This window comes from Streptomyces sp. Ru62, from assembly GCF_002920615.1.
Lineage (GTDB): Bacteria > Actinomycetota > Actinomycetes > Streptomycetales > Streptomycetaceae > Streptomyces.
In genome coordinates, this window is sequence record NZ_PQSU01000006.1 from 44,831 (window position 1) to 63,064 (window position 18,234).

19 protein-coding genes and 1 pseudogene are annotated in these 18,234 nt (G+C 73.3%); 13 read left to right on the plus strand and 7 right to left on the minus strand.

The window, feature by feature from the left end; genetic code table 11:
* Positions 1 to 596 precede the first annotated feature (596 nt).
* The 3 genes from C3492_RS09850 to C3492_RS09860 are packed head-to-tail and all read right to left on the minus strand — an operon-like array spanning position 597 to position 3,227.
* The gene (locus C3492_RS09850) at positions 597 to 1,463 is read right to left on the minus strand and encodes a 4'-phosphopantetheinyl transferase superfamily protein (protein WP_103811348.1); all 867 of its coding nucleotides are present in this window, start codon (positions 1,461 to 1,463) and stop codon (positions 597 to 599) included.
* 31 nt (positions 1,464 to 1,494) lie between these two features.
* Positions 1,495 to 2,979: a class I adenylate-forming enzyme family protein gene (locus C3492_RS09855; protein ID WP_103811349.1), complete on the minus strand. Its 1,485-nt coding sequence runs from the start codon at positions 2,977 to 2,979 to the stop codon at positions 1,495 to 1,497.
* Positions 2,979 to 3,227 carry an acyl carrier protein gene (locus C3492_RS09860; protein WP_014669884.1) on the minus strand — a complete coding sequence of 83 codons (249 nt, stop codon included), beginning with the start codon at positions 3,225 to 3,227 and terminating at the stop codon, positions 2,979 to 2,981. The genes C3492_RS09855 and C3492_RS09860 overlap by 1 nt, the downstream gene beginning before the upstream one ends.
* Before the next feature lie 341 nt (positions 3,228 to 3,568).
* Here C3492_RS09860 and paaA point away from each other — a divergent pair, with 341 nt between their 5' ends.
* The 9 genes from paaA to kynU all read left to right on the plus strand — a co-directional run bounded on the left by paaA (position 3,569) and on the right by kynU (position 11,348).
* Positions 3,569 to 4,624: a 1,2-phenylacetyl-CoA epoxidase subunit PaaA gene (paaA, locus tag C3492_RS09870; RefSeq protein WP_103811351.1), complete on the plus strand. Its 1,056-nt coding sequence runs from the start codon at positions 3,569 to 3,571 to the stop codon at positions 4,622 to 4,624.
* Positions 4,621 to 4,932 carry a 1,2-phenylacetyl-CoA epoxidase subunit B gene (locus tag C3492_RS09875; protein WP_103811352.1) on the plus strand — a complete coding sequence of 104 codons (312 nt, stop codon included), beginning with the start codon at positions 4,621 to 4,623 and terminating at the stop codon, positions 4,930 to 4,932. Before paaA ends, C3492_RS09875 begins: the two co-directional genes overlap by 4 nt.
* A complete protein-coding gene (paaC, locus tag C3492_RS09880; protein WP_103811353.1) occupies positions 4,916 to 5,785 on the plus strand; it encodes a 1,2-phenylacetyl-CoA epoxidase subunit PaaC in 870 nt (289 codons plus the stop codon). Before C3492_RS09875 ends, paaC begins: the two co-directional genes overlap by 17 nt.
* The gene (paaD, locus tag C3492_RS09885; RefSeq protein ID WP_103811354.1) at positions 5,782 to 6,294 is read left to right on the plus strand and encodes a 1,2-phenylacetyl-CoA epoxidase subunit PaaD; all 513 of its coding nucleotides are present in this window, start codon (positions 5,782 to 5,784) and stop codon (positions 6,292 to 6,294) included. The genes paaC and paaD overlap by 4 nt, the downstream gene beginning before the upstream one ends.
* Positions 6,295 to 6,302: 8 nt before the next feature.
* Positions 6,303 to 7,454: a 2Fe-2S iron-sulfur cluster-binding protein gene (locus C3492_RS09890; RefSeq protein ID WP_103811554.1), complete on the plus strand. Its 1,152-nt coding sequence runs from the start codon at positions 6,303 to 6,305 to the stop codon at positions 7,452 to 7,454.
* Between the two features lie 76 nt (positions 7,455 to 7,530).
* The gene (locus C3492_RS09895; protein ID WP_103811355.1) at positions 7,531 to 8,307 is read left to right on the plus strand and encodes an SDR family oxidoreductase; all 777 of its coding nucleotides are present in this window, start codon (positions 7,531 to 7,533) and stop codon (positions 8,305 to 8,307) included.
* 104 nt (positions 8,308 to 8,411) lie between these two features.
* Complete coding sequence (locus C3492_RS09900) at positions 8,412 to 9,260, plus strand: tryptophan 2,3-dioxygenase (RefSeq protein WP_103811356.1); 849 nt, start codon at positions 8,412 to 8,414, stop codon at positions 9,258 to 9,260.
* The gene (locus C3492_RS09905) at positions 9,250 to 10,098 is read left to right on the plus strand and encodes a S9 family peptidase (protein WP_103811357.1); all 849 of its coding nucleotides are present in this window, start codon (positions 9,250 to 9,252) and stop codon (positions 10,096 to 10,098) included. The genes C3492_RS09900 and C3492_RS09905 overlap by 11 nt, the downstream gene beginning before the upstream one ends.
* Complete coding sequence (gene kynU / locus C3492_RS09910; RefSeq protein ID WP_103811358.1) at positions 10,095 to 11,348, plus strand: kynureninase; 1,254 nt, start codon at positions 10,095 to 10,097, stop codon at positions 11,346 to 11,348. The genes C3492_RS09905 and kynU overlap by 4 nt, the downstream gene beginning before the upstream one ends.
* A gap of 496 nt (positions 11,349 to 11,844) precedes the next feature.
* Here kynU and C3492_RS09915 read toward each other — a convergent pair whose 3' ends face one another.
* Positions 11,845 to 12,696, minus strand: a complete 852-nt coding sequence (locus C3492_RS09915; RefSeq protein ID WP_103811359.1) for an MBL fold metallo-hydrolase — start codon at positions 12,694 to 12,696, stop codon at positions 11,845 to 11,847.
* A 238-nt stretch (positions 12,697 to 12,934) separates the two neighbouring features.
* On the opposite strand from C3492_RS09915, the gene C3492_RS09920 reads away from it, so the two are divergent.
* Together C3492_RS09920 and C3492_RS45535 are read left to right on the plus strand one after the other, a co-directional pair.
* Positions 12,935 to 13,609, plus strand: a complete 675-nt coding sequence (locus C3492_RS09920; RefSeq protein ID WP_103811360.1) for a TetR/AcrR family transcriptional regulator — start codon at positions 12,935 to 12,937, stop codon at positions 13,607 to 13,609.
* Between the two features lie 77 nt (positions 13,610 to 13,686).
* A pseudogene (locus tag C3492_RS45535) lies at positions 13,687 to 14,232 on the plus strand (isorenieratene synthase); the annotation flags it as partial.
* A gap of 307 nt (positions 14,233 to 14,539) precedes the next feature.
* On the opposite strand, the gene C3492_RS09930 reads toward C3492_RS45535, so the two are convergent.
* The 3 genes from C3492_RS09930 to C3492_RS09940 form a co-directional block, all read right to left on the minus strand.
* Complete coding sequence (locus C3492_RS09930; RefSeq protein ID WP_103811361.1) at positions 14,540 to 15,085, minus strand: hypothetical protein; 546 nt, start codon at positions 15,083 to 15,085, stop codon at positions 14,540 to 14,542.
* A 265-nt stretch (positions 15,086 to 15,350) separates the two neighbouring features.
* Positions 15,351 to 16,244 (minus strand): SDR family oxidoreductase, encoded by an 894-nt coding sequence (locus tag C3492_RS09935; RefSeq protein WP_103811362.1) that lies wholly within the window; start codon positions 16,242 to 16,244, stop codon positions 15,351 to 15,353.
* Positions 16,241 to 16,849 (minus strand): DUF1990 domain-containing protein, encoded by a 609-nt coding sequence (locus C3492_RS09940; RefSeq protein WP_258055590.1) that lies wholly within the window; start codon positions 16,847 to 16,849, stop codon positions 16,241 to 16,243. Before C3492_RS09940 ends, C3492_RS09935 begins: the two co-directional genes overlap by 4 nt.
* A 337-nt stretch (positions 16,850 to 17,186) precedes the next feature.
* On the opposite strand from C3492_RS09940, the gene C3492_RS09945 reads away from it, so the two are divergent.
* Positions 17,187 to 17,399 (plus strand): hypothetical protein, encoded by a 213-nt coding sequence (locus tag C3492_RS09945; RefSeq protein WP_103811364.1) that lies wholly within the window; start codon positions 17,187 to 17,189, stop codon positions 17,397 to 17,399.
* The gene (locus tag C3492_RS09950) at positions 17,396 to 18,127 is read left to right on the plus strand and encodes a DUF1990 family protein (protein ID WP_103811365.1); all 732 of its coding nucleotides are present in this window, start codon (positions 17,396 to 17,398) and stop codon (positions 18,125 to 18,127) included. Before C3492_RS09945 ends, C3492_RS09950 begins: the two co-directional genes overlap by 4 nt.
* Positions 18,128 to 18,234: the final 107 nt, after the last annotated feature.

An 18,234-nucleotide genomic window follows, 5' to 3' on the forward strand; every position in this document is an offset into this window, starting at 1 on the left:
CCGTTCGGCCGCGGGCAGGTCGCGGTGGAGGTGGTGGCGACGGGCGTCGGCCGCCACCCGTCCGGGCGGCGCCGGGTGAGCCCGGGGCCGGCACGAGGCCGAGCACTGGGGCCGGCTGCCGGACATCTCCGACGTGGGGGGCCATGAGTCGGTGGGTGAGCGGCGCCCGCGCCTTCGCCGGCGCTTCCGGAACGTGCTCGGTGAGCGCCGCAACGCGCGCGTCGTGCCGGAGCGCTCGGGCTGCGACACCGTACCCACGTCCCCGCACCTGTTCGACAGCGGCGGTATGGTCGTCAGCCGCAGCGGCACCACCGGCTACGACGGTGACGTGGGCCCGCGCTCTCCGTGGGTGCGGCCGAAGCGGCTGCCCTCGCTCTCGCCTTCCACGAGATCGGCCCGGTCCACCGGCTGCCCGGAGGGAAGCGCTCACGCCTCCGGGCGCGCGTCGACGGCTCTGCCGGAAGGCGGTCGTCCGCTGCTCGGACGGTCGGCGAGCCGGGCTGGCAGAGGACACGCGTGCGCGGTGCTCCTGCTCCGGCGGGCCGGGGGTGTCCCCATGGCCGACGGCTTCCTCGGCGCGAGCGGACCGGCACCCCCTAATCAGCCGCGTCGCACCTGCCGTCGGCCGATGCGGGCACGGCGTCGGCCCAGCCCACCACGTAACTGAACACGCCCGCGCCGACGGGCAGCGAGCGCACCCGCACCGCGTACGCGGGATCCGCGCGCAGACCGATCCGCAGCTCCTCGCCGCTCGGCCTGGCCCACAGGTCCCGCAGCGTCCTCATCGACGTGGCCGTGGCCTGCCCCACCGCGAGGTACAGCGCCTTCCACGCGGCCTCCTTGGCCGAGAACAGGGCTGTCAACGGCCAGGGCGTGCCGTCCGGCCCGGCAGCGGTGTCCGCCAGCCGTGCCTCGTCCGCGCGCAGCACCAGGCGTGCCGCGCCGGCCGGCAGCAGCCGCAGCTCCAGGTCGCAGCCGAGCGGGGCGTTCTCCCCCGGCCCGCGGGCCACGGCGACGGCAATCCCGGCACTGTGCGAGATCGACGCCGCCCGTCCGGGCGCGAACACCGGCAGGCGACCCGCGCGGGGAATCTCGCCGCAGTCCAGGCCCACCGCGCGCAGGGCCCGGCGGGCGGCCTGCCGCCCGGCCAGGAACTCCCGGCGGCGGCGTGGCGGCATCGGCGCCGCCGCGGACGCCTCCGCCGGGCCGCCCGGCCCCAACCGCGGCTCACCGACATGGGCGAACCCCAGGCCCAGCCCGGCGGCGTCCGGCAGGGGGCGCAGCCGGGCCAAGGCGGCGACGGCCGCGGGCAGGCGCTCGGCGCCGGCGGCGAAGGCCCCGTCCCGCTCACGGCGAAGGGAGCCGGGCGCCGCGGCGAGAACGCCGGGGGCCGCGCGGCCGTACGTCCCCTGCCCGCCCAGGTCTGCGCCCGGGCCGAGGGCGGGCCCGCCGGGGCCGGTCAACAGGCCGCGCTCCGCGCACCACCGCCCACCGTCAGCCCCGCAGCAGCTTCTTGATGATCTTCCCGGCTGGGTTGCGCGGCACCTGCTCGATGAGCTCCACGTGCCGCGGGCGTTTGTAGGGCGCGAGCAGCCGTGCGACGTGGCCCAGCAGCTCCGCCGCACTCACGTCCGTGCCCGGCTCCGGGACGACGTAGGCCAGCGGCACCTCGCCGTAGTCCTCGTCGGGCGTGCCGACGACCGCCGCGTCGTGGACCGCCGGGTGGGTCATCAGGGCGCGTTCGATCTCCGACGGGTAGACGTTCTGGCCCGCGCGGATGATGACGTCCTTGGTCCGGTCCACCAGGCTGATGCGGCCCTCGTCGTCGACGAAACCGAGGTCGCCCGTCCGGATCCAGCCGTCGAGGGTGATCTCGCGGGTGGCCCGCGGGTCGTTCCAGTAGCCCTGCATGACGCCGGGCCCGCGCACCACGATCTCGCCGATCTCCCCGCGCGGTACCTCCCGTCCGTCCCGGTCGACAGCGCGGGCCGACATGCCCGGCACGACCCGCCCGCAGGGGATGCGGGCGGTGACGTCCCCGGGAGCGGGGTGCTCGTCGGGGCCGAGGGTGACGAAGGGGCCGCCGACCTCGGTCATGCCGTACACCTGCCGGAAGCCGCAGCCCAGCCGCTCCACCGCCTCGGCGTACACGTCCAGCGGCATGGGCGCGGCGCCGTAGAGGATCTCCCGCAGCGAGGAGAAGTCGGTGCGCTGCGAGGCCTTGGCCTGGAGCATGAACCGCAGCATCTGCGGGACCATCCACATGTGCGTGGCGTGGTGACGTTCCACCGCGGTCAGCGCCCGCTGCGGGGTGAAGCCGGGCATCAGCACGACGGTGGCGCCGGCCGCCATGTACGTGAGCGAGACGACCATGCTGCCGTGGTACAGCGGGCAGCAGTTGACCAGGACGATGTCGTCGCCGGGCCGGGCCATGACCAGCCAGCCCAGGGCGATCGCCCGGAACGAGCCGCTGTCGACGGTGACGCCCTTGGCCTGTCCGGTGGTCGCCGAGGTGTGCAGTACGGCGATCGGGTCGGTGTCGGCGACCCGGGGCAGCTCCCGCTCGGCCGCCAGGGTGCCCAGCGTCGCGAAGGCGGGCTTGTCCAGCGCCATCCGGACGCGCACCGAATCCGGCAGCCGGGGATGGCGGTCCAGCAGGTCCGACTCGCCGAGCACCGCCACCGCGCCGACGCGTTCGACGATGCCGGCGACCTCGGGCTCGGCCAGGCTGTGGTTCAGTGGCACGAACAGCGCACCCAGGCGCGCGAGCGCGAAGTAGCTCTCCAGGACCTCGATGCGGTCCTTGGACAGGACGGCGACCCGGTCACCGCGCTCGATGCCCAGCTCCGCGAAACCGTGGGCGAGTTCGGCCGTGCGGTCGTGGAACTCCGCCCAGGTGACGCTGCGTTGCTCGTCCACGAGCGCGGTCCGGTCGGGGAAGCACTGCCGGTTGCGCTCCAGCAGCTGCGTCAGCCACATCACGCACCGCCGGCGGCGCCGGCGGCGGAGCGCTCGGCCACGAACCGCTCGTAGTCGGCGATCGTGTGCAGCTTCTCCATGTCCTCGGCCGTGATCTCCACACCGAGGCGCTGCTCGACGAGCAGCACCAGACGCACCAGGTCACCGGAGTCGATCCCGCTGGCGGCGAGGTCGACGTCGTCGCCGACCGCGTCCGCGTACTCGGCGGTGCCGGTGAGTTCGACCAGCAACTCCCTGATGGTGCTCATGGGTTCCCCTTTCGCCGCGGCATGCCGGCCGCCGTCGTGCGGGCTGAACTGTCACCCCCTCAAGAGGCGCTCGCGGCCGCCCGCACTCCCCGGGCGGCCCGTGAGCTTTGTCACGCGTCGAGCCGCGGGCGGCAGGGATAGCCGGGCCACCCGCCCGGCCTCCTTACCGGGACGAAGACACCTGCTCCGCCCGGTGCGTCCCGTACTGCTGCTGGACGCGGGCGGGCCCCGAACCAGGGAGTGATGCACGTGCCCAGGCAGCCGGTACGGGTCCGGTCCGCGGCAGGACGACCCGTGCGCCCCACCGTCGCGGCGAACCCCGCTCGCACGGGCGGTGCCGGGTGAGCGCGCGGACGGCCGTCACCGAGGACGCCGGGCAGGAGGAGTCGCTCACGCGCTTCGAGGCGCTGATCGCCCGGGGCGGGACGATCGAACCGCGCGACTGGATGCCCGACGGCTACCGTCGCATGCTGATCCGTCAGATCGCCCAGCACGCCCACTCCGAGATCATCGGCATGCAGCCCGAAGGGGCCTGGCTGACCCGGGCCCCGTCCCTGCACCGCAAGTCGGTGCTCATCGCCAAGGTCCAGGACGAGGCCGGCCACGGCCTGTACCTGTACTCCGCCGCCGAGACCCTGGGCGTGGATCGCGCCGACCTGCTCGACGCCCTGCACCTGGGCCGCCAGCGCGCCTCGGCCACCTTCAACCACCCGGCGCTGACCTGGGCGGACACCGGCGCCATCGCCTGGCTGACCGACGGCGCCGCCGTCATCAACCAGGCCCCCCTGTGCCGCACCTCCTACGGGCCGTACGCGCGGGCGATGCGCCGCGTCTGCCAGGAGGAGGCCTTCCACGTGCGTCAGGGGTACGACCTGATGCGCGCGCTGTGCGAGGGCACGCCCGAGCAGAAGGCGATGGCGCAGGACGCGGTGAACCGCTGGTGGCTGCCGGCCGTGGCGCTGATGTTCGGCCCACCCGACACCGAGGCGGGCGGGGCCGACGCCCGGACCGCCGCGCTCGGGGCCGCCGTCTCCCGACGTGCGATGGCCTGGGGCATCAAGCGCCACACCAACGACGAACTGCGCCAGCGCTTCGTCGACCAGTGCGTCCCGCAGGCCGAGCGCCTGGGCCTGACACTGCCCGACCCGGCCATCCGCTGGAACGAGGAACGCAGCCACTACGACTTCACCCCGATCGACTGGGACACCTACCGCACGGTCCTGGGCGACGACACCCACTGGGCGCGCCGACGCGTCGAGCACCGCAGGACCGCGCACGAGGACGGCGCCTGGGTACGGGAGGCCGCCGCCGTGTACGCCGCCCGCGCGGAGACCGCCGGATCCGTGGTCGGCTCCGGCCCGGTCGTCCCCCGACAGGCGCAGGAGGAACGCGTATGAACCGCAACGACGAGGGCGCGCCCGCGTCCTGGGAGGTCTTCCTGCGAGCCCGGCGGGGCCTGGCCCACCAGCACGTGGGTTCGGTGCGCGCCGCCGGTCCGGACGCGGCGCTGGCGGTCGCCCGCGATCTGTACACGCGCCGCGGCGACCCGCTGTCGCTGTGGGTGGTGCGTTCGGACGCCGTGCACGCGGTCTCCCCGGACGAACGCGACCCGTACTTCGCGGGCACCCACGGCAAGCCGTACCGGTATCCCGAGCACTTCCCGCCGCTGACCGAGAAGGGGTCGGAAGGTGACCACGACCAGTGACAAGCGGGCGGACCGCGCGGTGGACCGCCGGCCGGCTCCGACCTCGCCCGGCGACACCCCCGGGGTGAGCGCACCCGGTCGTCCGACGCGCGCCGCCCACGGCCCCGCCGACCTCGCCACGTACCTGCTGCGCCTGGGTGACGACGCCCTCGTGCTCGGGCAGCGGTTGTGCCAGTGGATCACGCGCGCCCCGATGATCGAGGAAGACCTGGCCCTGTCCAACATCGCCCTGGACCTGATCGGCCACGCCCGCACCCTGCTCACCCTCGCCGGACGGCTCGACGGAACCGGCCGCACCGAGGACGACCTCGCCTTCACGCGTCACGAGCGCGACTTCACCAACACCCTGTTGACGGAGCTGCCCAACGGCGACTTCGCGGTGACCGTCGCCCGCCAGCTCGCGTACACCCACTACGCGTCCCTGCACTACGAGGCTCTCGCCGGCTGCCCGGACCCCGAACTCGCCGCCTTCGGCGCGCGGGCGGTCAAGGAAGTCGCCTTCCACCGGCTGCACGCCGACCGCTGGATCCGCCTGCTGGGCGGCGGCACGGCCGAGAGCGCGCGCCGGATGCAGCAGGGGCTTGAGCGGGTGTGGCCCTACACCGCCGAACTCTTCGACGAGGACGACCTCGTACGACGCCTGGCCGCCGCCGGCACGGTGCCCTCGCCCGCGCCACTGCGCCAGGTGTGGGAGCAGCGCGTCACCGAGGTCGTCACCGGGGCGGGGCTCACCGTGCCCGTGCCCTCCTGGCAGGCCCGGGGCGGCCGTTCGGGCCTGCACACGGAGGAGTTCACCGACCTGATCGGCGAACTGCAGTCGGTGCGCAGGCAGTTCCCCGGGGGGACCTGGTGAACGACACCGAACGGACCGCGGCGCCCCTCGCCGCGGAGGAGGTACGCAGGCGGGTCGAGGCGCTGCCCGACCCCGAACTGCCCGTGATCGGTCTCGGCGACCTGGGGGTGGTGGGCTCCGTCGGCCCGGGACCCGACGGGAGCCTGGAGGTGGAGATCATCCCCACCTACCTGGGCTGCCCCGCACTGCCCGCGATCACCGCGGCCGTCCGCGAGGTCCTGGCTGACTGCGGCCATCCGGACGGCCGGGTGCGGCAGGTGCTGTCCCCGCCCTGGACGACCGACCGCATCACCCCTCGCGGACTGCGCACCCTCGCCGCCCACGGCATCGCCCCGCCGGTGCCCGCGGCGGCCGGCGGCCCGGTCGCCGTGGAGCTGGGCGCCGTCGCCTGCCCGCACTGCGGCTCGCGCGCCACCCGGCCGCACAGTCCCTTCGGCCCGTCCCGCTGCCAGTCGGTGCTGTGGTGCGCGGTGTGCCGCGAACCCTTCCCCCACCTGACCGCGCTGTGAGGCACACCGTGAACACCGCCGCCACCCCACCGCCCGCCCGGCAGGAGACGTCCGCCGAGCGGCACGTGCGCCGGGGCACGCGTACCCGGTGGCACCCCGCCACGGTCAGCGAGGTGTGCCATCTGACCGCGGACGCCGTGGCCGTCACCCTGGAGGTGCCCGCCGGCCTGCGCGAGGTCTTCGCCCACCAGCCCGGCCGGCACGTCGTCGTACGCCACCGCCGCGCCGACGGCGAACTGCGCCGCGCCTACTCCCTGTGCCCGCCCCCGCACGACACCTCGGCCCTCCGCCTGGTGATCAAACGCGGTGCCCCGGACGGTTTCGGGGCCTACGCCGTCCGCCGCCTCGCACCCGGCGACCGACTCGAACTGTCCGCCCCCGCGGGCCACTTCGCTCTGCCGGAGCTGCCCGGCGCCCACCACGTCCTGATCGCCGGCGGCTCCGGAATCACCCCGCTGGCCGCGCTGGCCGCCGACGCCCTGCGCCGGGACGCCACCTGCCGGGTGTCCCTCGTCCACTCCGTCCCGACCGCCGCGCAGGCCCTGCTCGCCGACGAACTGGCCGTCCTCAAGGACATGTTCCTCGACCGCTTCACCGTCCTTTACGTCCTCACCCGCGACGAGCAGGGCACCGGCGGGCCGTTCCGCGGACGGATGGACGCCGACAAGCTGTCCGGCCTGCTCACCGTCATCGGCGCCCGGCCCGCCGAGGACACCACGTTCTCCCTGTGCGGACCACCGGGGATGATCGACACCGTACGGCGGTTCCTGGACGGCCGAGGTGCCGATCCGGCGCTCGTGCGCTGGGAGTCGTTCACCTCCGGGTCCACTCCCCCCTCCGCCGGCACCGTACCGGCCCGGCGGCCGGCCCCGACCGCCGGGACGAGCCGCGTCACCGCCCTGCTCGACGGGCACCGCCGGCGGACCACCGTCGGGCCGCAGGACACCGTGATCCTGGACGCCCTGCTGCGCGCGCACCCGGACGTGCCGTACGCCTGCCGCGAGGGTGTGTGCGGCAGCTGCCGCGCCAAGGTCCTGTCCGGACGGGTACGAGCCGACCGCCAGCACGCCCTGGACGACCGCGACCGCGCCGAGGGCTACACGCTCGTGTGCCGGGCACGACCGGACTCCGCCGAGGTGGTCATCGACTTCGACGCATGACACCCGCCCCGGCGTTCGACTCGGGCACCCGCCCTCAACCACCGCACCCGTCAGCACGCACCGAAGGAGACGCACGTTGAGCACCACCGCCCGCCTTGCGGGAAAGACCGCCCTGGTCACCGGAGGCAGCAGGGGAATCGGCCGGGCCATCAGCCGTCGCCTCGCCCAGGACGGCGCACTGGTGGCCGTGCACTACGGCCACGACGCGAGCGCCGCCGAGCGGACCGTCAAGGAGATCGAGGCCGACGGAGGCCGCGCCGTCGCCGTGCACGCCGAACTCGGCGTGCACGGCGACGCCGACACCCTCTGGTCCGCCTTCGACCGGGCCCTTGCCGACCGGGGCGCGGACGGCGGTCTCGACATCCTCGTCAACAACGCGGGCATCACCGTCCCGCGCCGCATCGCCGACGTGACCGAGGCCGACTACGACCGGGTGTTCGCGATCAACACCAAGGCGCCGTTCTTCATCGTCCAGCGCGGTCTCGACCGGCTGCGGGACGGCGGGCGGATCGTCAACATCTCCTCCGTGGCCACCCGCGTCGCGTTCCCCGCCATCGTCTCGTACACCATGACCAAGGCCGCCCTGGACTACCTCACCCTCGCCCTGGCCCAGGAGCTGGGGCCCCGGGGCATCACCGTCAACGCCGTCGCCCCCGGCTACACCGAGACGGAGATCAACCCCACGCTCGCCGTCCCGGAGATCCGCCGCAGGTACTCCGAGGCATCCGTCTTCAGCCGGCTCGGCCAGCCCGTGGACATCGCCGACGTGGTCTCCTTCGTCGCGAGCGACGACGCCCGCTGGGTGACCGGTCAGTGGATCGACGCCTCCGGCGGAGCCCACCTCGGCGTGTGACCCCCACCTCCGGCTCCGGCCGACCGGTTCCTGAAGCCCTTCCCCACCATCCGCGGCACCCTCACGCGGCCGTACCGCCTCACAGCCGCAGCACAGGAGATGCGATGAACGACCGCACGACCGCTCTCGCCGAGCCGGTCATGGACGACGTCCTGACCCGGCCCTTCACCGGCGCGAGCCCCTACGACAGCTATGTGCACGCCTCCGTCCTCAACTCCATGCAGCACCCGCTCACCGACGCGCCGGACGAGATGGGTTTCCTCGTCACGACCCAGGTGATGGAGCTGTGGTTCACCCTGATCGTGCACGAGTGGCGCACCGCACGGGTGGCCTTCGCGAAGGACGATCTGCGCGCGGCCATGGACGCCCTCGTCCGCAGCCGCCGGGCCCTGACGGCGCTCAACGGCGCCTGGGCGCCCATCGCAGCGCTGACGCCGTGCCAGTTCAACGGTTTCCGGGCCGCGTTCGGCAAGGCGTCGGGATTCCAGTCGGCGATGTACCGGCACATGGAGTTCCTCCTCGGTGACAAGTCCGCCGGGCTGCTGCACGCGCACCGGGGCGACCCGGCCGTCCACGAGGCACTCGGCGAGACCTACCGTGAACCGTCCCTCTACGACGAGGTGCTGGCCTTCCTGCACCGCCAGGGCCTGCACGTACCGCTGCACGTCCGCGAGCGGGACATGACCGGTCCCTACACTTCCGACCCCGGGGTGGTGGAGATGTGGCGGGAGATCTACGCCGGACCACAGCACCACCCGCACCTGGCACTGGGCGAACTGCTCACCGACATCGCCGAGCTCGTCACCCGGTGGCGTTTCGAGCACGTCCTGGTGGTGCGCCGCGCCATGGGTGCGAAGCCCGGCAGCGCGGGCTCCGCGGGACTGGCCTGGCTGGAGCAGCGCGCGGCCCGCCCGGTCTTCCCCGAGCTGTGGGAGGTGCGCGGTGACATCTAGGGTCATCTCCGCCTTCGCGGCCGAGGAGGAGCAGCGGGTACTGAGCCTGAAGCCGGTCCTGGCACCGGTGCACGGCCGCTACGGCGACCATCCCCACCAGGTCTACGACGCCTGGCCTTCGGACACCCCCGGCGCCCCGCTGGTGATCCTGCTGCACGGTGGCTACTGGCGCTACGACCGCATGCACCTGACCCCCTTCGCCGCCTACCTCGCCGAACAGGGCTTCGACGTCCTGCTGCCCGGCTTCCGTCGCTCCGGGGGCGCCGGCGGCTATCCGGAGACCTTCGACGACGTCGCCCGGATCGTCGACACCCTTCCGCAGGGGCGGCCGTACGTCTTGGCGGGCCACTGTTCGGGCGGACACCTGGCCCTGTGGTGCGCCGCCCGCGGCCTGCTGCCGGCCGGCTCGCGCTGGCACACGCGCACCCTGCCGACCGGCGTGCTCGCCCTAGCCCCCCTCACCGACCTCGCCGCCACCCGTCGCGACGACCTCAGCAACGGCGCCGCTCTGCAACTCCTGGGCGGGGCGGAGCACTTCGAGGAGCGCATGGCCGAGGTCGACCCCCTGACCCTGCTGCGCGACGCCGGCACGACCGGGGTGCCCACCGTGCTGCTGCACGGCGCCGCCGACGAGGAGGTCCCCCTCACCCAGTTCACCGACTACGCGGCCGTCCACCGCGACCTCACCACGGTCGTCCTGCCCGGCACCGGCCACTACACCCTCATCGAACCGGGCGCGCCCGGCGCCCGTGCCGTCGCCGACACCCTCCGGGAGATGGCGGCCTCCTTCCCCGCCCAGCGCCCCGGGCCGGCACACGAGGAGCCCGCGCACCGATGACCACCATGCCGACGACCGACCTGACCGAGGTCGCCGCGCGCCTCGACGCCGAGGATCCGCTGGCTCACCTGCGCGACCGCTTCCTGCTCCCCCCGGACGTCGTCTATCTCGACGGCAACTCCCTGGGCCCGCTGCCCGCCGCCGTCCCGCCGGTCCTCACCGACGTCGTGACCCGGCAGTGGGGCACCGACCTGATCGGCTCCTGGAACGGCAACGGCTGGTGGGAGGCGCCGTTGCGGGTGGGCGACGCCATCGGCGCGCTCATCGGGGCCGCGCCGGGCCAGACGGTGGCGGGTGACTCCACCAGCGTGCAGCTCCATACCGCCCTGGACGCGGCCGCCTCGCTCCGACCGGGCCGCTCCCTGCTGGTCACCGACCCCGACCACTTCCCTACGGACCGCTATGTGGCCGCCGCCGTCGCCGAACGCCGCGGCCTGGAGGTGCGGCGGGTGTCGCCGGCCGACCTGCCCGGCTTCCTCGCGACGGAGGGGGACCGGGTGGCCGTCGTCAGCTACTCGCCCGTGGACTTCCGCACCGGGGAGCTGTACGACATGCGGGACGTGACTCAGGACGCGCACCGCGCCGGCGCGCTGGTCCTGTGGGACTTGTGCCACGCGGCCGGGGCCCTGCCGGTCGAACTCGACGCCCTCGATGTCGATCTCGCCGTCGGCTGCGGCTACAAGTTCCTCTGCGGAGGCCCGGGTGCCCCGGCCTACCTGTACGTGGCACGCCGCCATCACCGGGACCTGCGCACCCCGGTGCCGGGCTGGACCGGGCACGCCGACCCCTTCGGGCTGGGCCGGGACTACGCACCCGCCCCCGGCATCGCCCGGGCCCGTATCGGCACTCCCCCGATCCTGTCCCTGCTCGCCCTTGAGGCGGCCCTGACCGCCTACGACGGCGTGGACCTCGCCGAGGTCCGCGCCAAGAGCCTGTCCCTGACCGGGTTCTTCCTGCGCTGCGCCGACGAACTGCTCATTCCCTTGGGCTTCACCTCCGTCACCCCCTCCGACCCCGACCGCCGCGGCAGCCAGGTCTCGCTGCGGCACCCCGACGCCCACGCCCTGACACGAGCGCTCGCCGACCACGGCGTGATCGCGGACATGCGCGCCCCCGATCTGCTGCGCTTCGGTGTCAACGCGCTCTACACCACCCACCGGGAACTCCTCACCGCGGCGCGGTGCCTCCGGGACATCGCCGCCGAGGCCGCCTACGAGCCGACACCGCGGAGGCCGGGCTCGGTGACATGACCCCGAAGGGGCCTCTCGGCTGTCTGACGGCGGTACTTGACGGCAACGTCAGCGGACGAGGGCCCCCCACCGGGGGGCGTTGCCGTCGTCGGCGGTCGGATCCTGGCCACCAGCGCCGTCGAGCGCGGTGGACCGCCTCATGCCCGATGCCGGAGACGCCGGAGCCGACACCGCTGAGGCCGTCGCCGCCCGCGAGGGCGTCGACCTGGCCGCGGTACGCCGGCGCACCGCCCGCATGACCGCGGCGCGGCAGGCGGACCGCGGCGTTCGCCGGCCGGACCAGTGCTCGCTGGAGTCCTGCGCCTACTCGGTGAGCGCCCGACTGGTCATGGGTGCGGACTGGTTCGGGGCTGGCTGGGGAATCATGCGAGCGGACAGCGGCGGACACCGGGGTGATCCGAGCGCCTGCGGTGGCGGCGCCGTGGAGCGCCGCCAGGATGTCGTCCAGTGCCCGTCGCCTTCGGCGAGGAGAGACGCGCTGTCGGCGAGCGAGCATTCAGGCGTCGGTCCAGGCCCGCCCCTTCGCGCCCAGGGTGATGCGTTGGAAGTGCAGCTCAGGGAAGTGATCCATGCCTATGACGGCGTCGCTGCCGGTGAGCCGGGCGAGGAGCTCTTCACGGCTCTTCAGAGCGCCTTCGGCATCTGCGTCGGAGAGGAAGGAGATGCGGGGGTCGTTCAACTGGAGCGGGTGGTGGACGGCGTCACCGAGGAGGTATGCCTCCTGGCCCCCGTCGCTGATCCGCACGATGTAATGGCCGGGGGTGTGACCGGGGGTGTGGTGGGCGGTGACGCCGGGACCGATTTCCACCACGGGGGCGTCGACAGGGCGCAGGACGCCGGCGGCACTGGCACCCTCCATCACGATCCGGGCGGGGTCCTCGGCCGGCGCGGGTGCGATGAGAGCGTCCCAGTCGGCGGCGCCGTAGACGACCTCGGCCTTCGGGAAGAACGGATTTCCGCCCGGAGCCACCCAGCCGACGTGGTCGGCGTGCAGGTGGGTGAGGAAGACCGTGGATACGTCCTGGGGTGTCACCCCGGCCGCTGCCAGTGCCTCGGGAAGCGCCCCGCCGGTCGCGATGGACGGCGGCGCGGCATCCAGGCCGGCGGCGGCCGCCAGTGTTTCGGGGAAGGCGATGGCGCTCGGTCCGGTGCCGGCGTCGACCAGCACGGTGAGGCCCTTGCCCTGGATCAGGAAGCAGCCCGTGGGGATGTGGTGAGTGCCGTCCGGGTGCAGCAGGCCGGGATGGGCGTCGAAGTCCAGGCCCGGGTAGAACAGCGGGGGCAGGTGGCTTTCTCCGTCGCTGAGCGCGGTGACGGTGAAGCTGCCGACCTGGAAGGAGGTCGCCATGGTGTGGCCTTTCGATGAGTGGGCGGGGTGAGGGGCCGGAGGTCCGCCGAGGCTCTGTCCGGTACTCGGGCCCGCGGGATGAACGGCAGGCGCGAGGAGGAGACCGCACGCCGGTGTCCCGGAGGACGGATGTGGGTGACCACCCGAATATGAGACCGCCGGTCCGATATTCTTGTGCGGCCAGATTAAGAGACCGATGGTCCGTTGTCAACGGACCGCCGGTCCGTAACATGGAGGCATGACCAACTTCCAGCGGGCGCGCAACGAGGAGCAACGCGAGGCCCGCCGACGGGCGATCCTCGACACCGCGGCGGCGATGTGCAGTGAGATGCCGGTGAACTCGGTCAGCCTCAACGAGCTGAGCCGACGTGTAGGCCTGGCGAAGTCCAACGTGCTGCGCTACTTCGAATCACGCGAGGCGATCCTGCTGGAACTGCTGGACCGCGACTGGCGGCAATGGACAGCCGAGCTGCCCGAACTGCTCGACGCCACCGTCGCACCGGACGCAGCAGTACTCCAGCGCGGCCGGGCCTTCGCCGCCACCCTGACCCACTCCCTGGCGCGGCACCCGGTGCTGTGCGACCTGCTCAGCGCCCAGGCAGGCGTCCTGGAACACAACGTCTCGGCAGACGTGGCCGCCCGCTACAAGCGCGCCGCACTGGCCAATGTCGCCGCCCTCGCCGCTCTCGCCGACCATCACCTGCCCGAACTGCGAGGACACACCGAGCAACTCGTCGCGCAAGCCGTCCTGGTGATCGGCGCGATATGGACGCACGCACGCCCCTCCGAAGCCATGCTCACCGCCTACGAGGCCGATCCCTCCCTCGCGGTCCTGCGCATGGATTTCGAACCCACCCTGCAGGACCTGCTCACCACGCTCATCGCGGGTACTCTCACCACAACCGCGCGATGACCGCACACATGCCGGCGAGAGCGTGTGCCGATGCAGCAGGACGAGCGACGGATCCACCGCGCTCGCCGGGCGAGCCCTACGGCGAGGTCGTCCTCGCCCGGGACAGCGCGGCCTGCGCACGCTGGTCGAACGCTGCGGACACCTGGGCGACGCGTCCTGGCGCGAACGGATCGGACGGCTGCGCCCCGCCCGCCCTTCCTGAGCCGACGGGTGGCTGGACCGGCCCGTCGCCCCCGACCGGCCCGGCTTCCTCGGCACCAGTGGCTTCGGCGGCCTCGACAACGTCAGCGTGCTGGGACGCTACGAGGCCCAGGCCGCTGCTGGAGCGCGCGCACCGGAGGATCGGTCGTCGAACTGCACGCCGACGCCGTACCGCCCGGAGCCGCCCGGGACGTCGAGCAATGCGCCTCCCCGGCCAGCTCCACCGCGTCTCCCCAGCGACCCACACCGCCACGGTTCTCAACAGCCCGCCACGAGTGGCACGAGGACTGCCCCCTGCCCCCGGTGGGCGGCTACCGCGACCGCCCACCGTCCGCCCCCCACCCCCGGCTGGTCCTGGCCGGCGACCAGATCCGCGGCCTGCCGTGGCGCTCATGGAACGGGCGGCGACGGGCGGTTTCCTACGGCCAACGTGTCCTGGGAACCCCTGACCGCCCGGGGACGGACGCCCGACTGAACGGCCTCGCCGCCCCGGACCCCGCCCGGCGTCCGGGCCGGCCCCTAGCGCGGACGGCCCGAGACCGCGGCGGATCTTCGCCGTCGACACCGCCCTGCGACTCGGCGACGGCCAGGCGGTCGACAAGGCCCGGCGCACCGTGGACGACGTCCTGGCTCCTGATGTCCCGACGTGCGGGCCGGCGCTCGCGCCGCCGGCGGCCGCCCCTGCCGGCCGGCAGGGGCAGAACCCGGCGGAACACCGCTGAGCGCGGGTCAGCCGGCCGTAGAGCCCAGCGTTTCCTCGGCCTGGCGCAGACGCCACTCCTCGATGGTGTCCTGCTGCCGCCGGGCACGCTGGAGCAGCGTCTCGATGCGCGCACGGTCCAGTCGCCTGTCCGTGGCGCTGAGCCGGCGCAGGGTCTGCCAGACGGCCGCCTTGCCCTCGACCGCCAGCCGCAGCGCCTCCAGATCCAGCACGGTGCCCAGTGGGGAGGGGCGTACCAGCCGGCCGTTGGGCTTGAGCCGTCCCATCTTCTCGCCGGCCCAGCCGGCACACACCTTGTAGTGGCGAACGGGAACACTGAGATCCCGCATTATGCCCAGCAGCGCTGTCCGGTCCTGGGCGATCTCCGCGGCGACGGGCCCGAGCGCGCGGCCGAGTGCGGAGCCCCGGGAGGCGCGTGCCAGACGGGCGGCGCGTTCGGCGCCGAGGGTGTCGACGGCGAGGTGGTCGTTGAGATAGATGCCGAGCAGCTTCACGTCGCGGCCGCGTCCGGCGGGGCGGTGCCGGAGCGCGCCGGAACGGGGAGGGGTGTTCATTCGCACACTCCTTCGGTTGCTGTGGATTCCCCTGCGCGAACGGACAACTCCGGACGGTGCGGCACGCGATGCCCGTACCCGTCGCTACGGCACGTGAGCCGCCGCTTCCGCCGCGGCGCCTCCCATGCACGACCCGTCCTCTCCGGAGTTTCCGTGACTGCGCTTCCCGCTCTTAACAGCGTGGGGGTTTTCGACCGGCTCCGCGACGCGGGACCGGCGCCGCCGCAGCACGCTTCCGCTCCCGTTCGGTGCTGTGGGCGGGGGATCAGCCCCGTCGGTCGCCGTCCGGTGCGGCCGCGGCACGGTCGGCCCGTCCGCCGGTGCCCAGGCTGCCCGTGGTTCGCAGTGGCCGTCCGGCGTCCCAGCGGGGCAGTTCGTGCCGGGCCAGCCGTAGGACCACGGGCGGCAGGGCCCAGCGCAGGGGCTGGACGAGACGCAGCCACGCCGGGACGTAGACGGCGGTGCTGCGGCGCTCGACGGCGCGCGCCAGCCGGGTGGCGACCACCTCTGCCGGACGGATGTCCCGGACGCCGGGGGGCATGTGCACGCGCAGCTGGCGCAGGGCGGCGAAGCCCTCGGCTTCGCGGATCATGTCGGTGTCCGCCCAGGCGGGATAGGCGACGCCCACCACGATCCCCTCGTGCGCCACCTCGGCCTGCAGGGCGTGGGCGAAGGCTTCCACACCCGCTTTGGAGGCACAGTAGGCGCTCATCATCGGAGTGGCTCCGAGTGACGCGAGGGACGCGACCTGGAGGAAGTAACCCGCCGTCGCCTTCAGATCGGGCAGGAACACCCGCGCCGTCTGCGCACTGCCCGTCAGGTTCACGTCGATGACACGGCGCCATGAGGCGGGGTCCGACATCGCGAAGGGGCCTCCCTCGGCGATTCCCGCGTTCGCCACGACCACCGACGGCCGGCCGAGGTGGTCGCGGACCTCGCCCGCCGCATCGTCCAGAGCCGAGTCGTCGGTGATGTCGACTTCGACGGCCAGTGCCGGTGTGGGCAGGGAGGCCGCCAACGCATCCAGTTCGGGCCCCTCATGACCGAGGAGTGCCAGGCGCGCCCCGCGCCGAGCCAGTACGTGCGCCAGCGCCGCTCCCAGCCCGCGTGCGGCTCCGGTGATCACGACGGTCCGGTCCTGGAGCGGGCCGGCCCTCACGTGCTGTCCCTCCGCCGGTGGTCCCCGCTCGCGCCCGGCTGACCCAGCCGGCCCGCCGGCGGTGCCTCCTGGGCCGGCGCGCCGCCCGAAGAGTCCTTACCGGCCGGAGAGGGCGGGCGTACCGATGTCCCTTCCGGCGACTCCAGCCAGCGGGTGTGGATGTGCACACCGTCGGCCGGCCGGCCTCCCGACATCGCGGCGGCGGCCAGGCAGAACCGGACCCACATGTTGAGCTGGATCTCCTTCGCCAGGCGCAGGTGCGAGTACAGAAGGTGCACCAGGCGGCTGCCGGGGCACGCCCAGAGCTCGATCTCGAACACCAGCAGGCCGTCCTCCTCCCGCGCGCGGAAATGCACCTGACCGGCCTCCATGTGACCGCGCAGGGTCACCAGGTGCAGGCAGTCGACGTCACGGTGGACGACCTTGACGGGGCCGTTCCAGGGCCCCGGCATCTCCACCAGCAGCTCGTCCCCCACGTCCAGACCCTGGTCACGAAGCTCACCGGTGTGGATGTCGACCACCTCGGAGGGCACGAAGCGCTTGAAATCACGGCAGACCCATTCGATGAGCCGGCCCGGACCGATGTCGGCTTCGGTGATGCGCACGCGGAAGAGGCGGTGGAACAGGGGGCCGCACCCGTCCTGCGCCCTTTGCACCCGACTGTCGAGCGCTGCGGGAGGCAGCGGCGGTGGGAGGTCCGTCTCGTCTCCGCGGCACTCGCCGCCCCGGTGCAGGGGCGTCGTCTCCCACAGGTAGCGCCACGAGACCAGCCCTGTGCCCAGAAGCCACCGCCCGAGGACGGCCAGTGTCCGTGGACAGCGTGGAGGCGTCATCCCGGCCCCTTAGATCCCTGCGAAACGTCATTATTAGGTGTATACCCTGGTAAAAGGTGCACCCTCCTGAAAGATTTCGCGACACAAGCAAGCGACCCCGGAGGTTCCCATGGTGGTCCGGCTTCTGCGCGGTGCAGGTGTGCGGAGTACTCATCTGCACCTGGTCTCGCTCGCCTCCGTCGGCCTGTGCGTGACGTTGTGGGTGCGCGCGAAGACCGTCGACCAGGAGCAACGGGGGAACGCCGAGCGGCGCGCGCTCTTCGTGGGTCTGTGGCCGCCGACGCTGTGGCTGATCGGCGACTCGCTCGACGGTTCCGAGTGAACTCCTTGGGCAACTGGGTCTTCGGACGGCTCGACGCCGTACAGGTGTGGCGGGACCTCGCGGACGCGCGCGTCAACTACTCGCTCGACGAGGTACGCCGGCCGTCCTGGAACATCGACGTCCACCGCACCGCGCTGCCGGCGGAGCGACCGGGCCCGCCGGAGCCGGGAGGCTCATGGGAACGGGCCTGCCGCCTGGTCCGCGACTACGAGTTCTCGCCGCCGGAGATCGTGCGCGCGCTCTACGACCCCGCCGCACCCCTGCTCGGCCGGGACATGCTGCTGCAGGCTCGGTTCCACGGCATGCACTTCTACTGCGGTGTGCGCGTCACCCAGGTGGTCGACGAGATGCGCGACGGGACCGACCGCGTCTGGGGATGGGCGTACGAGACCCTGGAGGGCCACTTGGAACGCGGCCGGGCCACCTACGAGTTGGTGAAGCGGCAGGACACCGGCGAGGTGCTGTTCGTCGTCTCGTGCCATTCGCAGGGTGCCCCGACCCTGGACCGGATCACCTTCCTCGGGTGGCGCCTGTTCGGCCGCCGCACCCAGCTGCGGTTCTATCGCAGGTGTGCCGAACGGCTCCGCCTGTTCGTCGAGGCCGAGCTGCGCGGCCAGGAACCGCTGCCCGGCCGTTCCCCGGCAGTAGGCCGTCTGGTGTGCGCGCCCTCCGACGCGAGGATGCACCGCGTGGACGCGCTGGCGATCCACCGGGTCGCCCCGGCGTGAGGGCACGCGGGCGCGTCCGCGCGGGCGATGGTGTCGTCGGCCGCGTCCGCTTCGGCAGATCGGACGGCACCTGAAGACCTCCGTCGGGACGGCCGCGCGCGGCGGGC

Coding starts and splice junctions, on each gene's coding strand:
- C3492_RS09855 (WP_103811349.1), bottom strand. CDS start 2,979: ATGTGGCTGACGCAGCTGCTGGAGCGCAACCGGCAGTGCTTCCCCGAC.
- C3492_RS09860 (WP_014669884.1), bottom strand. CDS start 3,227: ATGAGCACCATCAGGGAGTTGCTGGTCGAACTCACCGGCACCGCCGAG.
- C3492_RS09875 (WP_103811352.1), top strand. CDS start 4,621: ATGAACCGCAACGACGAGGGCGCGCCCGCGTCCTGGGAGGTCTTCCTG.
- C3492_RS09900 (WP_103811356.1), top strand. CDS start 8,412: ATGAACGACCGCACGACCGCTCTCGCCGAGCCGGTCATGGACGACGTC.
- kynU (WP_103811358.1), top strand. CDS start 10,095: ATGACCACCATGCCGACGACCGACCTGACCGAGGTCGCCGCGCGCCTC.
- C3492_RS09915 (WP_103811359.1), bottom strand. CDS start 12,696: ATGGCGACCTCCTTCCAGGTCGGCAGCTTCACCGTCACCGCGCTCAGC.
- C3492_RS09920 (WP_103811360.1), top strand. CDS start 12,935: ATGACCAACTTCCAGCGGGCGCGCAACGAGGAGCAACGCGAGGCCCGC.
- C3492_RS09930 (WP_103811361.1), bottom strand. CDS start 15,085: ATGAACACCCCTCCCCGTTCCGGCGCGCTCCGGCACCGCCCCGCCGGA.
- C3492_RS09945 (WP_103811364.1), top strand. CDS start 17,187: ATGGTGGTCCGGCTTCTGCGCGGTGCAGGTGTGCGGAGTACTCATCTG.